Consider the following 14,761-nt stretch of genomic DNA (forward strand, 5'->3'; position numbering starts at 1 on the left):
GGCCGCCCGGCCGCCCGCCGGTGCGCGGACCGCGCGGACCGCCGCCGGGGCGCGATCCGCCCGTGTCGAGCTGGATCGTCGAAATCGCACGCTTGTAGATGCCTTGCAGACCCACGGGGGTGCGCAGCATCACCAGATACTGGTCGAACGACTCGATACACCCGGTCAGACGAATGCCGTTGACGAGGTAGATTTCGACGCGCTTACGTTCCTTTCGCGCGGAATTGATGAAGTCGTTTTGCGGATGGGATTCTGCGGGATTGGCCATTGAGGTGCGGCAGGAGCCTGCGTCAGAGAATATGTTGTGCGTGTGTGGCGTGGTCGTCACAAATCTGTTTGGCGGGATTCTACCCTGTTCGATCGGGAAGCGCCCAGTCGCGATTGTGTCGAACCGTAACCCACTATAGACGCTAACGCGCATTTGCGCGATGCGGCCAAATGGCCAACGTCAGCTGCCGCGCATATCCGCGGACGAATATGCGCGTCCGCGTGCGTTTCGGCAGAATTTTCCGGTCTTTCCCGCGCAAAACGGACGATTCCCGCCGTCTCGTTACGTCGCGTTACGTCTCTCGCAATGCCGTAGCACCCGGCGGCGCGCGCTTCGCCTACATTCGGGGCGCGTGCCGGGCGGGCCGGCAAAATGGGGATTCGACACATGAATGGCAGGCAAATGGCAGCGTGGATCGGCACGGCGACACTGCTGGCTTCGGGCAGCGCAATGGCGGGGCACGTCGATCTGTCGGTCGGCATCGGCGTACCGGTTGCGCCGGTCTATGCCGAGCCGGCTCCGGTCTATGTGGCACCGCAGCCGGCGGTCGTCGCGTATCCGGGCTACGGATACGGCTACTACGGCGATGACGACGACGACCGTTACCGCAAGTGGCGCAAGCACTATTACAAGCACTGGCGCAAGCATCACGACGACGATGACGATTGACCGCCGAGCCCGCCGCAGCGCGCGGCGGGCACGCGCACCGCATCAGCGCGGCTTGCCGGCGGCGGCGCCGATTTTCGCGAGTTCCTCGTCGCGCAGCGCGCGGCGCAGGATCTTGCCGACGTTCGTCTGCGGCAGCGCGTCGCGAAACTCGACGAACTTCGGCATCTTGTAGCCGGTGAGGTTCTTGCGGCAGTGCGCGAGCACGTCGTCGACCGTGAGCGTCGGATCGCGCCGCACGACGAACACCTTGATGCGTTCTCCCTGCACCTCGTCCGGGACGCCGATCGCCGCGGCCTCGCTGATCCCCGGATGCATCACCAGCACTTCCTCGATCTCGTTCGGATAGACGTTGAAGCCTGACACGAGGATCATGTCCTTCTTGCGGTCGATCAGCCGCACGAATCCGCGTTCGTCCATCACGCCGATGTCGCCGGTGGCGAGCCAGCCGTCCGCGTCGATCACTTTTGCGGTTTCGTCGGGGCGCTGCCAGTAGCCGCGCATCACCTGCGGCCCGCGCACGCAGAGTTCGCCGGGCTCGCCGATGCCGGCCCACGTGCCGTCCTCGCGGCGAAAACGCACGATCGTCGACGGCGCGGGCAGCCCGATCGACCCGCTGAACGCGCTCATGTCGTTCAGGTCGACCGGATTCATCGTGACGATCGGCGAACACTCGGTCAGCCCGTAGCCTTCGACGATCGGCCGCCCGGTCACCTGCTGGAAGCGCTCGGCGACCGCGCGCTGCATCGCCATGCCGCCTGCCATCGCGAGCTTCAGTTTCGAGAAGTCGCGCCGACGGAATTCGTCGTTGTCGAGAAACGCGTTGTACAACGTGTTGATTCCGGTGATGCCCGTGAACGTCTCGTGACGAAGAATCTTCATCATCATCTTCGTGTCGCGCGGATTCGCGATCAGGATGTTGCGGCCGCCGAGCCCCATGAAAATGAACGCGTTCACCGTCAGCGAATAGATGTGATAGAGCGGCAGCGGCGTGAGCACCGTCTCGATCTCGCCGGTCAGCTGATCGGCGATCCAGGCCTTCGCCTGAAGCAGATTCGCGATCAGGTTGCCGTGCGTGAGCATCGCGCCTTTCGCGACGCCGGTCGTGCCGCCCGTGTACTGCAGGAACGCGAGATCGTCGCGCGTGATCGCCGCGGGCTTCGCGCGTTCGCGCGCACCGAGCGCGAGCGCCGCGCGCAGCCGGATCGCCTGCGGCAGGTCGTAGGCCGGCACGAGCTTCTTCACGTGCTTCAGCACGAAATTGATCAGGCGTCCCTTCGCGTTGAAGCCGTCGGCGAGCAGATCGCCGAGCGCGGTGACGACGATGTTCTTGACGCGCGTATCGGGCAGTGCGTCCTGCAGCGTGCGCGCGAAGTTCTCGAACACGACGATCGTCTCGGCGCCGCTGTCCTTCAACTGATGCGCGAGTTCGCGCGCGGTGTAGAGCGGATTGACGTTGACGACGATCGCGCCCGTCTTCAGCGTGCCGAACAGCGCGACCGGATACTGGAACGTATTCGGCAGCATGATCGCGACGCGGTCGCCGGGCTTGACGCCGATCGCTTGCAGGTACGACGCGAACGCATCCACTTTCTGGGCGAGCGCGCGGTAGGTCATCGATGCGCCGGCGCTCACGTAGGCGACGCGATCGGCGAAGCGCGTCGTGCATTCGTCGAAGAACTGCACGAGCGACGTATATTGCGAGATGTCGATCTCGTGCGGTACGCCGCGCGGGTACGACGCGTACCAGATGCCGTCGGTGTTCGGCGGGACCTGTGCGGTGGCGGTTGCTGCGGGGTCGGGCATGGTCGTCTCCAGGGTCTTCTCGGTCGGCGCGAGGCGCGCGTCGGCGCACGCTCGGGCCCGCTGTTTCGCGACCGACGGACCCGATGCGTCGCGCCGGCCCGAGCCCGCACACTGCGAGGCCCGGCCGACGCGAGAGGTCGCGTTGCGGCCGCTTGTCGATCCGGCGATACGGTCAGCTCAATTCGTGGAATGCGGCGTGGCGGCATCGGCCGTCGTCGCAGGCGGCGGCAGCCCGAACGCCTCGCCCGCGCCTGCGTCGTCGAGCACGGCCGCGAAGATCTCGAGCTGCGCGCTGTCCGGCATCGGCGCCTTCAGCGCGGCGACGATCAGCGACGACAGCCGCGCGATCATCTGCACGTCGTTCATTGTGCGCCCTTGCGAAAACTCGTCGATGAGGCTTTCGGTTTCCGCGCCGGCGAGCGCACCCGACAGCGCGCCGATCGCGAAATGCAGCCGCCAGCCGAGCTCGGTGCGCGGCAGATGCGGCAGCGCGCGCTGGAAGGCATCGAAGAAGCGTCCCGCGACGCTCGCATAGTGTGCGGTCAGGAAGTTGCGCACGAACGGCGACGGATCGGTATATGCGCGGCCGATCAGGCGCAGAAACGCAGGGCCGCCGCGCTCCGGATCGCGCGACGCCTTCAGGGCCGGAATGAACATCGCGCCGAGCACGTGCTCGCAGGTGATGTGCGCGCCGAGTTGCGCATCGAAGCGGTCGAGGATCGCGAGCCGCTCCTGATTCAGCTGATCGAGACGGCGCGACAGCATCGCGTGGATCAGCGCTTCCTTGCTGCCGAAGTGATAGTTGACCGCGGCGAGATTGACCGCCGCGCGCGACGTGATCTGCCGCATCGACATTGCTTCGAAGCCGTGTTCGATGAAGAGGTCCTCCGCTGCATCGAGGATGCGCGCCTTGGTCCCGCCGGTCTGCCGGTTGCCCGACGATCGCCCCGTGGACGACCGCGCCGCAGACGGTCGTCCCTCCTGACTCACTGCCATGTTCCGCCTCCCATGCCGGTCGCCCGGCCGCGAACAGGTGATTGGTTTATCCGATTCAAACAAGCGTTTTTATTAAGATAAAAAAACGCGGGCGGGGCGGGCAAGCGGCGATTCTGGTCGGATTCCTCTAGTTCGATGTGCGAGTGCGGAAAGCGCGGCGCGCGGCCCAGGCGCTGCGGGCCGCGCGCGGTGATGCAACGCGCAAAACCGTCGGCTCAGGTCGCGGCGGTACGCGTATTGACGGATTGCGTCATGTCGATGCCGCGCCGTTCGCGGCTGAACAGGATCAGCACCGCGATCACGACCGCGACGGTGCCGGCCACGAGTGCGAGCGCGAACGCATAGTTGTTGTCGTGCGAGACGGCGAGCGAGGCCTGCATCGTCGCGTTGCCGGACGCCAGCAGATTGCCGAGCTGATAAACGACGCCCGGGAACGTCGCGCGAATCTCGTCCGGCGAAATCTCGTTGAGGTGGACCGGAATCACACCCCACGCCCCTTGCACCGAAATCTGCATCAGGAAGGCGCCGGCCGCGAGCGCGAGCGGGCCGCTCGAGAACGCCCACAGCGGCAGCACCGGCAGCGCGATCAGCGCGGCGATGAAGATCGCGCGGCGTCGGCCGATCCGCTCGGAGATCGCGCCGAACGCGAGGCCGCCGACGATCGCGCCGATGTTCAGCACGATCGTGATCCACGACACCGTATGCGGATCGAAGTGGTGCTGCTCGCGCAGGAAGGTCGGATACAGATCCTGCGTGCCGTGCGAGAAGAAGTTGAACGCGGTCATCAGCACGATCGCGTAGATCGTCAGCTTCCAGTTTCGCTGCAGCGTGGTCGCGAGGCTCGGACGCTCGCGCTTTTCCATCTGCTTCCACGCGGGCGACTCCGGCACGTGCGCGCGCACGTACAGCACGAGCAGCGCGGGCAGCACGCCGATCATGAACATGCCGCGCCAGCCGATGTACTGATAGAGGAGGCCGAACACGATCGACGCGAGCAGATAGCCGCTCGGATAGCCGGCCTGCAGCAGGCCGGACACGATGCCGCGCGCGTGCGTGGGCACGGTCTCCATCGTCAGCGCGGAGCCCACGCCCCATTCGCCGCCCATCGCGATGCCGAACAGCGCACGCAGCACGAGCAGCGCGGTGAGGCTCGGCGCGAAGCCCGATGCGAGCTCGAGCACCGAATAGCAGGCGATGTTGACCATCAGCGTCGGACGGCGGCCGAAGCGATCGGCGAGGCGGCCGAAGATCAGTGCGCCGAGCGGGCGCATCGCGAGCGTCAGCGTCAGCGCGAACGCGACCGCCGGGATCGTCGACGCGAATTCCGCCGCGATGTCCTTCAGCACGAAAACCATCAGGAAAAAATCGAACGCATCGAGCGTCCAGCCGAGATAGGCGGCAATCGTCACGTTGCGTTGTTCGCGGGTCCAGCTCATGTGCGAGGTCTCCTCGTTGGCGTGCGCGCGCGGGACGCAAGGACGTGCGGCCCGATTCGCGCGCGGTTCGGGGCACTGATCGAGTGTAGGCCGACGCGCGCCGCAATGTAGGGCGCGATAGCCGCGAATCGGGAATAATCCCTACGAAATGACATGTTTCGGAAAACGACGTGCGCCGTTGAAGCCGCTGCGACAGCTATCTGTATGATTCGAGTCGGCTCGCTGTATCACGTTTGTAATTCTCGCCTGCGCGTTCGCCGAATCAGGAGACCCGATGACCGATTCGCCTTCACCTACGTTGCCGACCTTCGAAACGGCGCGGCTCTGGCTGCGTCCGCGCGTGCTGGCCGATCTCGATGCGTGCATCGAGATGGATCGCGATCCCGAGGTCACACGGCACATCGCGGGGCCGTGGCACGATCCCGCGGAGCATCGCCGCTTCGTCACACACCGCATCACGCGCGACTATCCGCCGGGCCTCGGCTACTGGTCGATCTTCGAGAAGTGCGCGCCCGATACGTTCGTCGGCTGGGTGCTGCTGATTCCCGACTATGCGGACGGTGGACAGGACGTCGAGATCGGCTGGCGCCTCGTGCGTCGCGCGTGGGGGCGCGGGATCGCCAGCGAAGCGGCTGCCGCAATCGTGCGCCATGCATTCGAATGCGTGCGCTTGCCGCGCGTGATCGCCGACATCGCGCAAGCGAACACGGGCTCGCTGAACGTCGCGCGCAAGCTCGGCATGCGCCGCGTCGGCGTCGTTCAGGACGGCATTCCGTATGTGCGTCATCGGCTCGAGCGCGACGATCTGCGTGCGTAGCGCGATGACGGCAGGGCGCCGGTTGTCAGAGATCGTCAGACGCACGCGAACGATCGGCGCGACGTATTAACGGCACGCGAGATCCGGCGTATCGTTGCGAAAAAATCCGGCGAGGGGGAATGTCATGGCACTGGGCAACGACGTGCATCTGATTCCGGTGAGGCTCGACGCGCTGCGGCCGACGCAGATGACGGTCGGTTATCGCGAAGTGAAAGCGAAGCGCAAGCACTGGAAGACGCTCGGCAAACGCGAGCGCAAAGCCGCGATCGATTCGCACTGGTTTCCGGCGGTGCTCGGCCCGGGCGGCGCGCACTACATCACCGACCATCATCATCTCGGTCTCGCGCTGATCGAGGAGGGCGAGATGCGCGTGAACGCGATGCTGCTGAAGGATCTGTCGTGGCTCGACGAGACGATCTTCTGGCGCATGATGGAGCACAACCAGTGGGTGCATCCGTTCGGTGCGGATGGCGCGCGCCGCGACTATTCGAAGCTGCCGAACGCCCTCACGGGCCTCGAGGACGATCCGTATCGCAGTCTCGCGGGCGAGCTGAGGACGGCCGGCGGCTATGCGAAGGACGCGACGCCGTTCAGCGAATTCCTGTGGGCCGACTATCTGCGTCAGCACGTGTCGCTCGACCAGATCCGCAAGAATTTTTCGAAGGCGCTCGAGATCGCGCTGCGGCATGCCCACGATCAGGACGCGCGCTATCTGCCCGGCTGGTCGGGCGTGATCGCCATCAAACCCTGAGCGGCGCACGCGCCGACCGACCATGACCACTGCGCCGATTCGTCCCGACGCCGGCCCGCAGCGCGCCGAGCATTTCGCCACGGCGCAGGCATCGCCGTCGCGCGCGCGCCGCATCGCGCTCGATGCGCTGGCCGGCATATCGATCGCCGGCCTGCTGATTCCGGAGGCCGTCGCATACGCGGGACTCGCGAATCTGCCGCCGCAGGCGGGCCTGATCGCGCTGCTGTCGGGGCTCGTCGTCTATGCGCTCACGGGCAGCAGCCGCTTCGCGATCGTCTCGTCGACATCGTCGTCGGCCGCGGTGCTCGCGGCCACCGTCTTCGCCGAATCGGGCGTCGCGCCGGCCGCGCAAATCGCGCTGGCCGCCGCACTCGTCGCGATGACGGGCGTGCTGTTCATACTCGCCGGCGCCGCGCGGCTCGGCGGTATGTCGGACTTCGTCGCGCGGCCCGTGCTGCGCGGCTTCACGTTCGGGCTCGCGCTGACGATCGTGCTCAAGCAGTTGCCGAAAATGCTCGCGATTCCGGTGTCGCACAGCGATGCGCCGCGCGTCGCGCTCGATCTCGTCGCCGGCGTGCCGCACGCGAACGTTGCAAGCGCCGCGCTCGGCGCGGCCGCGCTTGCGCTGCTGTTCGTGCTGGGTCGCCGCTCGCGCGTGCCCGCGACGCTCGTCGTGATCGTGTTGTCGATCGTGGCGGGCTATGCAGTCGACTGGCACCGCTACGGGATCGCGGTCGTCGGCCATATCGATCTGAGCCGCGTGGCATTCGGATTGCCGCATCTCGACCGCAACGCATGGACGCAGACGATCGAACTCGCGTTCGCGCTGATGCTGATCCTGTATGCGGAATCGTACGGCTCGATCCGTGCCTTCGCGCTGAAGCACGGCGACAGCATTGCGCCGAACCGCGACCTCGTCGCGCTCGGCTGCGCGAATCTGGTGTCGGGCCTGCTGTACGGCATGCCGGTCGGCGCCGGTTATTCCGCGAGCTCGGCCAACGAGGCGGCCGGCGCGCAGACGCGCTTCGCCGGCCTGTGGGCGGCCGCCGTCGTCGCGCTGATCGTATGGCTGCTGCTGCCGCAGCTCGCGCGCACGCCGGAGCCGGTGCTCGCGGCGATCGTGATCTTCGCGGTCAGCCATTCGCTGCATCCGTCCGTGTTTCGGCCGTATTGGGCCTGGCATCGCGACCGGCTCGTCGTGATCGCCGCGCTGCTCGCGGTGCTCGTGCTCGGCGTGCTGCAGGGGCTGCTCGCCGCGATCGGCGTGAGCCTGCTGCTGACGCTGCGCAAGCTGTCGGAGCCGAACGTCAGCGTGCTGGGCCGGCTGCGCGACAGCCACGATTTCGTCGACATCGCGAGTCATGCGGATGCGCGGCCCGTGCCGGGTGTGCTGATCGTGCGGCCGGAAGCGCAGCTGTTCTTCGCGAACGCAGACCGAATGCTCAATCGCGTGCGGGCGCTGCTGAAAACGGCGCCGGATGTGCAAACGGTGATGCTGAGCCTCGAGGAAACACCCGACGTCGACGGGACGACGATCGAGTCGCTGCGCACATTCGCGGCCGAGTGCGCGGCGCACGGGCTGCGGTTCGCGATCGTGCGGCTGAAGCTGCACGCACTGCATGCGTTGCGCCGCGCGGCCGACGATACGCTGCGCGACGATGCGTTGTCCGAGTTGAGCGTCGACGAGAGCCTGCAGCTCTGGCAGACGCACGGTACGGACGGTAGGGAGCGCACGGACCCACGATGACGCGCGGCGACGCGGCCGCCGCGCTCAACCGGACAGCGCTGCGTCGGCTGCCGCGGTCGTGTCCGTGTGGGCCGCCGTGCCTACGAGTGCGTCGACCTCGGCCGCCGTCGGTGCATACGCGCCCGGGTGCGCGCAGACGACCGCCGCGCACGCCGCGGCGTAGCGCAGATGCTCGGCAGCGGTCGCCTCGGGGCGCGTGAGCTGGCTCGCGAGCCAGCCGCCGATGCTCGCGTCGCCGCAGCCCACCGTATCGGCCACCTGCGTCGCGAACGCCGGCTGGAACAGCATCGTCTCGCGATGAAATAGCTGCATGCCCGACGCGCCGCGCGTCACGAGCACCGCGGCATCGGGCGCCCATGCGCGCAGCTGTGCGAGCGCGGCCGTTTCGTCGAGTTCGGGGAAGAGGCCGTGCAGATCTTCGTCGGACACCTTGATCCAGTCCGCGAGCGCGGCCAGCCGGCGCAGCGTGTCGCGATACGCGGGCGCGGCCATCGGCGCGCGATAGTTCGGGTCGAACGAGATGCGCTTGCCGGCCGCGCGGGCGGCCTGCACGACGTCGAGCAGACGCGACGCGAGCGGTTCGCGCACGACGCCGAGCGAGCCGACGTGCACGATCTGAGCGGCATCGAGCGCGCCGGCCGGCAGGTCGGCCGGATCGAACGCGAGATCGGCGCTGTTCTCGCCGATGAAGAAATAGTCCGGCGGCTGCTTCGATACGACCATCGCGAGCAGCGGCGCGCGATCGACCTGCCTGATGAAGCGCAGATCGAGGCCCGCTTCGGCGCTCTTGCGCATCAGCTCGTCGCCGAACAGGTCGCGGCTGACCGTGCCGGCAAAGGCGGTCGGCACGCCGAGCCGCGCGCCCACGCGCGCGACGTTCCAGCACGAACCGCCGGCCACGCTGTGCCAGCGGTGCGCATCGTCGCGGATGAAATCGGTCAGCGCTTCGCCGAATACGATCAGGCGGGGAAACGTCGTCGTCATGTCGGAACCTTGTGTGCTGCGGCACCGGGCCGTGCGGTGCCGCGGAGAAAACGAACGGGTGGCGCGCACCGACGATGCAAGGCGGCGTCGCGCGTGCATCGTCGGCGCGGCGCGCGGAGCAGGGCGCTCAGCGCGGCGTGCTCCAGCCCTTGTAGCTCTTCACGTTGTCGCGCGTGACGAGCGTCGGCTCGATCAGGATCATCGGATTCGCCGGCTTCTGGCCGTTCATGATCCCGTAGCCGACGTTGACGGCCTGCTGCGCCATCGCCCACGGATCCTGGCTCGCGGACGCCTGCACGAGCGTGTTCGACTTCAGCGCGACCTCGATGTCGGGCGCGCCGTCGACCGACGTGATCACGATCCCCGAACGATTCAGCTGCTTCGCGGCGAGATCGCTGCCGATCGCCTGCGGATCGTTGATCGTGAACACCGCGTCGAGTTTGGGAAAGCGCGTCAAGTAACCTTGCATCGCGTTCATTCCGCCCTCGCGCGAGCCTTTGCCGTCCTGGTCGCTCGACAGCAGCTTGATACCGGGGCTCTTCGCGAGCACGGTCTTGCAGCCGTTCACGCGATCGATCACGGCCGACACCTGCGGGCCGTTCTCGATGATCACGTTGCCCTTGCCGTTGAGCTTCTTCGCGATGTAGTCGCACGCGAGTTCGCCTGCCTTCACGTTGTTCGTCTGCACGGTCGCGTTCGCGCCGGCCGCGGCGACGTCGACCGCGACGACCGTGATGCCGGCCGCCTGCGCCTTCTTGACCGCCGGCTCGATCGCCTTCGGATCGGTCGCGTTCAGCAGGATCATGTCGACGTGCGCGGAGATGAAGTTGTCGATCTGCGTGAACTGCTTGTTCAGGTCGTAGTCCGCCGAAACAGCGGTGACCTTCGCGTTCGGATTGATCTGTTTCGCGCGCGCTTCGGCGCTCTTCACGATCGTGACGAAATACGGGTTGCCGAGCGAGCCGACCGTGACGCCGATCAGCTTCAGCGGCTTGTCGGCCGCATGCGCGGCCGATGCGCCGAAGGCGAACGCGCACGCGAGGGCGGTCAGGGCGGCTTTGTGCTTGAACATGTCGTTGTGTCTCCGTGAGGTCTGTTGGCGAATGCGCGCAGGTTGACCTGCCTGCGGGCGCAGAGGAAAGCGGCGAGCCGCGCGTCAGGTGCGCGCCGAGTCGCGCTGGCGATAGCGATCGAGTGCGACCGCGCCGATGATCACGAGGCCCTTGATGATGTACTGCCAGATGTCGGACACGCCGAGCAGCACGAGCCCGTTGGTCAGCACCGCGATGATCAGCGCGCCGATCAGCGTGCCGACGATCGAGCCGACGCCGCCGACGAAGCTCGTGCCGCCGAGGATCACCGCGGCGATGGCGTCGAGTTCGTACGACTGGCCGAGCTGCAGCCCGTTGGCCGCATAGAGCCGCGCCGCGGACATCACCGCACCGAGCCCGGCGAGCAGGCCGGAGGCCGCATAGACGAACAGCTGGATCGCGCGCACGTTGATGCCCGACAGCCGAGCGGCTTCCGGATTGCCGCCGACCGAATAGATGCGCATGCCGAGCACCGTGCGGCGCAGGATGAACCACGAGATTGCGATCACCGCGCAAGCGATCACGACGAGCCACGGCACGCCGAAGATCGTGCCGTTGCCGATGAACGCGAACGGCAGTTGCGGATTGAACACCGTCGTGTCGTTGCCGAGCAGTCGCGCGACGCCGCGCACGGCGGTCATCGCGCCGAGCGTCACGATGAACGGCGGCAGGCGCAGCAGCGAGATCAGGCCGCCGTTGATCGCGCCGAACACGAGGCCGACCGCGAGCGCGGCGGGGACGCCGAGCCAGCCCCAGCCCGGAATCGTCGACGCGAGCAGCGACGCGACGGCCGCCGCGGCGAGTACGGAGCCCACCGACAGGTCGATGCCGCCCGTCAGGATCACGAACGTCATCCCGGCCGCGAGCACGATGTTGATCGAGGCCTGCTGCGTGACGATCGACAGGTTCTGCAGCGTGAAGAAGCCGTCGGTCAGAAAACCGAAGCCGATGCAGAGGACCAGAAGGACCGGCAGCATGCCGGCGGTGCGCATCAGCGACTGCATGCGCGCGCGATGATCGGCGACGCGCGCCTGCGGCGCACGATCGGCCGCCGGATGGGCGGTGGCGGAAGCGAGGTTCCGCTGCTTGGTCGGGTTGATCATTTCGGTAACCTGAATGTAAGAATGAAATGAAGTGGCCGGGGTCAGTGCGCGTCCGCGAGTTCGGCCTGCGAGCCGGTCGCGAGCGCGATGATCGCTTCCTGCGTGATCGGCGTGCCCGTATAGCCGCCGAGCTCGCCCGCGATTTCGCCTTCGCGCATCACGAGCACGCGATCGGCGACGCCGATGATTTCGGGCAGCTCGCTCGAGATCACGATCACGCCGACGCCGGCACGCGCCAGCTCGTTGATGATCCGGTAGATCTCCGACTTGGCGCCGATGTCGACGCCGCGCGTCGGCTCGTCGAGGATCAGCACGCGCGGCTTCGTTTCGAGCAGGCGCGACAGCAGCACCTTCTGCTGGTTGCCGCCCGACAGCGCGCCGACGTTCACGTTCGCGTGCGGCACGCGGATCGACAGCGACGCGATCGCGTCGCGCGCACGTTCGGCGCCGCGTGCGAGGTCGAGTGCGCCGAGCCGTGCATCGCGGCTGCACACCGAGATGTTGATGTTGTCGCGCACGCTCATGTCGAGAAAGAGGCCCTGGCGCTTGCGATCCTCGGTCAGGTAGACGAGGCCCGCGTCGATCGCATCGCGCGGCGAGTGCGCGCCGAACGTGCGGTCGCCGAGCTTCACGTCGCCGCGCGTGCGCGGCTCCGCGCCGAAGATCAGGCGCGCGAGTTCGGTGCGGCCCGCGCCGACGAGGCCCGCGATGCCGAGCACCTCGCCCGCATGCAGATCGAAGCTGCAGCCGCGCACGCGGCCGCCGTCCGACACGTCGCGGACCGACAGCAGCAGATGGCCGGGATCGTACGGCGCGTGCTCCTTCTTGTAGAAGCCCGAGATGTCGCGGCCGACCATCATCGCGACGAGGCGCTCGGCCGACAATTCATCGCGTTCGAGCGTGCCGACGTACGTGCCGTCGCGCAGCACCGACACGCGGTCGGACAGTTCGTAGATTTCCGCCATCCGATGGCTGATGTAGATGATCGCGAGGCCTTCTTCGCGCAGCTGCCGGATCAGGCGGAACAGCTGCTCGGTTTCGCGCGACGACAGCGGCGTGGTCGGCTCGTCCATCACGAGAATGCGTGCGCGCGTGTGCACGGCGCGTGCGATCTCGACGAGCTGCTGCTCGGCGATCGACAGCGTGCCGACGAGCGTGTCCGGGCCGAACGATGCGCCGAGACGCAACAGCACGTCGCGACAGCCGCGCGCCATCGCCGCGCGGTCGATCGTGCCCCAGCGCCGGTTGCCGTGCCGCAGTTCGCGGCCGACGTAGATGTTTTCGGCGACCGTCAGGTTCGGCGCGAGGCACAGCTCCTGGTAGATCACCGCGACGCCCGCATCGCGCGCGGCGAGCGGCCCGTCGATCTCGATGCGCCGACCGTCGATCAGGATTTCGCCGCCGGCGTCGGCGCGGTATGCGCCGGACAGGATTTTCATCAGCGTCGACTTGCCCGCACCGTTCTCGCCCATCAGCGAATGGATTTCGCCCGGATAGACGGTGAGGCTGACGTTGTCGAGCGCGCGCACGGCCGGGAACGTCTTGCTGATCCGGCGCATTTCGAGCAGCGGCCGGGGCGACTCAGATCGCGACATGGTTGACCTCCTGCGATTCCGTGCGGGCGCCTTTCAGGATGCCGGCCCGCGGGGAGAAGTTGAAGTACATCGGCAGCGTCGCGGCGCCGATCGCGCCGGCGTCCGCGCCGAACGTGCCGCGCACGAGCGTCGGCGTGCCGCGCGCTTCGGGCGCGGTCGCGACGAGCGCCGCGCGCAGCCGCGTGGTCAGCGCATCGAGCAGGCCGGCGTCGGTATCCGCGTCGAGCACGACGACCGGCGCATCGACAACGCACAGCACCGCGCGCAACGCCGGTGCGAGCGCATCGACGCAGTCGTCGATCCATTCGGCGACGGCGGGCAGCCCGCGCGCGATGCACGCTTCGAGATCGGCGCGGTTGTCGACGCGTTCGCCGTGATGGCGCAGGTGACGCACGAGTGCATGCAGCGACGCACGCGCGAGCAGGATGTCCCACGGGCCGCGCGGCGGCGGCGCGGACGCGAGCCGGCTCGGCGGCACCGGGATGACCGCGATGTCGCCCGCATTGCCCGTCACGCCGCGCAGACAGTCGCCGTCGATCGCGATGCCGCCGCCGATCGCGGGGCCGATGAACAGATAGACGAAATCGTCGCACTGGCGGCCGTAGCCGTAGAACAGCTCGGCGATTGCGGCCGCGTTGCCGTCGTTTTCGCCGAACACGGGCAGCGACGACATGCGCCCGAGGTCGCTCGCGAAATCGACGTCTTCCCAGGCGCGGAACGTATCGGGCGCGAGGCCGAGTTCGCGCATCCAGGCGCCGAGGTTGTACGGCTGCGCGACGCCGATGCCGGCGAGCCGCGTACGTTCGTGATCGGGGAGCAGCGCCTGCATCGCCGCGATGTCGTGACGGACGATCTCGAGCACGTCGGCGGGCGGCGGCAGCAGCATGTCGTGCGAGCGGCGGCCGAGCACGTCGCCGGTGAAATTGACGAGCGCGGTTTCGATCCGCATGCGGTCGAGATGGACGCCGATGCCGAACGCGCCGCGCGGATCGAGACGGATCAGCGACGCCGGCTGCCCGCGTTGACCTTCGGTGCGGCGGCCCGCGAACTCGATCAGCTTGGCGTCCGCGAGCGACGCGATGATGCTGCCGACCGCCGTGCCCGTCATGTTTGCGAGGCGGGCGAGGTCGGCCTTCGACGCGCTGCCGGCGCGGCGCAGCGTTTTCAGCAGCAGGCGCTCGTTGTAACGGCGCACGTTGGCCGAATTGCTGCCTTGGCCGATGTGCGGACTTCTCATGGCGTCTCCTTCCATGTTTCGCCGCTGCGGGGCGAATTAAATAAATCACGTTGATTTATTTAAGCGCGAGCGAGCGCGTGTGTCAGCCTAGGGAAATCCCGGTTGTTGGGAGGGGAGGTCGGGACGTCGGGCGGTGTTTGGGCGCTGAAGGACGTCGCCGGAAGGAGGGACGCATCGCATCTGTTGTCGTTTTCTGCGCCGCAATGAAAAAAGGTCGGCATAAAGCCGACCTTTTAAAACAGATGGTGCCCAGGAGAGGACTCG

Annotated in this window: 13 protein-coding genes; 4 read left to right on the top strand and 9 right to left on the bottom strand. The window is 67.3% G+C overall.

Annotated features, from left to right (window positions below):
• The coding region (gene hfq / locus HMPREF3115_RS10040) for an RNA chaperone Hfq (RefSeq protein WP_070554298.1) at window positions 1-268 on the bottom strand (268 nt) is incomplete at its 3' end.
• A gap of 387 nt (window positions 269-655) precedes the next feature.
• Between hfq and HMPREF3115_RS10045 the strand changes: the two genes are divergently transcribed.
• A complete protein-coding gene (locus HMPREF3115_RS10045; protein WP_170933522.1) occupies window positions 656-937 on the top strand; it encodes a PXPV repeat protein in 282 nt (93 codons plus the stop codon).
• A 42-nt stretch (window positions 938-979) separates the two neighbouring features.
• Here HMPREF3115_RS10045 and HMPREF3115_RS10050 read toward each other — a convergent pair whose 3' ends face one another.
• The 3 genes from HMPREF3115_RS10050 to HMPREF3115_RS10060 form a co-directional block, all read right to left on the bottom strand.
• The gene (locus HMPREF3115_RS10050) at window positions 980-2,740 is read right to left on the bottom strand and encodes an AMP-binding protein (protein ID WP_006404924.1); all 1,761 of its coding nucleotides are present in this window, start codon (window positions 2,738-2,740) and stop codon (window positions 980-982) included.
• Window positions 2,741-2,917: 177 nt separating this feature from the next.
• Window positions 2,918-3,736 carry a TetR/AcrR family transcriptional regulator gene (locus HMPREF3115_RS10055; protein WP_070554300.1) on the bottom strand — a complete coding sequence of 273 codons (819 nt, stop codon included), beginning with the start codon at window positions 3,734-3,736 and terminating at the stop codon, window positions 2,918-2,920.
• Between the two features lie 215 nt (window positions 3,737-3,951).
• Window positions 3,952-5,172, bottom strand: coding sequence for an MFS transporter (locus tag HMPREF3115_RS10060; protein ID WP_006400284.1), 1,221 nt, complete (start codon window positions 5,170-5,172; stop codon window positions 3,952-3,954).
• A 274-nt stretch (window positions 5,173-5,446) separates the two neighbouring features.
• On the opposite strand from HMPREF3115_RS10060, the gene HMPREF3115_RS10065 reads away from it, so the two are divergent.
• The 3 genes from HMPREF3115_RS10065 (at window position 5,447) to HMPREF3115_RS10075 (ending at window position 8,487) form a co-directional block, all read left to right on the top strand.
• Window positions 5,447-5,989, top strand: a complete 543-nt coding sequence (locus HMPREF3115_RS10065; protein WP_053297307.1) for a GNAT family N-acetyltransferase — start codon at window positions 5,447-5,449, stop codon at window positions 5,987-5,989.
• A 124-nt stretch (window positions 5,990-6,113) separates the two neighbouring features.
• Entirely contained in the window at window positions 6,114-6,740 is a 627-nt protein-coding gene (locus tag HMPREF3115_RS10070; protein ID WP_006400281.1) for a ParB-like protein, read from the top strand.
• Between the two features lie 22 nt (window positions 6,741-6,762).
• On the top strand, window positions 6,763-8,487 hold the full coding sequence (locus tag HMPREF3115_RS10075) for a SulP family inorganic anion transporter (protein ID WP_006400280.1): 1,725 nt from the start codon (window positions 6,763-6,765) through the stop codon (window positions 8,485-8,487).
• Between the two features lie 24 nt (window positions 8,488-8,511).
• Here the strand turns inward: HMPREF3115_RS10075 and HMPREF3115_RS10080 are convergent, their stop codons facing one another.
• The 5 genes from HMPREF3115_RS10080 to HMPREF3115_RS10100 all read right to left on the bottom strand — a co-directional run bounded on the left by HMPREF3115_RS10080 (window position 8,512) and on the right by HMPREF3115_RS10100 (window position 14,497).
• Window positions 8,512-9,471 carry a carbohydrate kinase family protein gene (locus tag HMPREF3115_RS10080; protein ID WP_070554302.1) on the bottom strand — a complete coding sequence of 320 codons (960 nt, stop codon included), beginning with the start codon at window positions 9,469-9,471 and terminating at the stop codon, window positions 8,512-8,514.
• 127 nt (window positions 9,472-9,598) lie between these two features.
• Window positions 9,599-10,543 (bottom strand): ABC transporter substrate-binding protein, encoded by a 945-nt coding sequence (locus HMPREF3115_RS10085; protein WP_006400278.1) that lies wholly within the window; start codon window positions 10,541-10,543, stop codon window positions 9,599-9,601.
• An 84-nt stretch (window positions 10,544-10,627) separates the two neighbouring features.
• Entirely contained in the window at window positions 10,628-11,665 is a 1,038-nt protein-coding gene (locus HMPREF3115_RS10090) for an ABC transporter permease subunit (RefSeq protein WP_006404919.1), read from the bottom strand.
• Window positions 11,666-11,706: 41 nt separating this feature from the next.
• Window positions 11,707-13,260, bottom strand: a complete 1,554-nt coding sequence (locus tag HMPREF3115_RS10095) for a sugar ABC transporter ATP-binding protein (RefSeq protein WP_070554303.1) — start codon at window positions 13,258-13,260, stop codon at window positions 11,707-11,709.
• The gene (locus HMPREF3115_RS10100) at window positions 13,247-14,497 is read right to left on the bottom strand and encodes an ROK family protein (RefSeq protein WP_006400274.1); all 1,251 of its coding nucleotides are present in this window, start codon (window positions 14,495-14,497) and stop codon (window positions 13,247-13,249) included. The genes HMPREF3115_RS10095 and HMPREF3115_RS10100 overlap by 14 nt, the downstream gene beginning before the upstream one ends.
• Between the last annotated feature and the right edge of the window lie 264 nt (window positions 14,498-14,761).

It is taken from the genome of Burkholderia sp. HMSC10F09, assembly GCF_001806955.1.
In the GTDB taxonomy this organism is placed as follows: domain Bacteria; phylum Pseudomonadota; class Gammaproteobacteria; order Burkholderiales; family Burkholderiaceae; genus Burkholderia; species Burkholderia multivorans.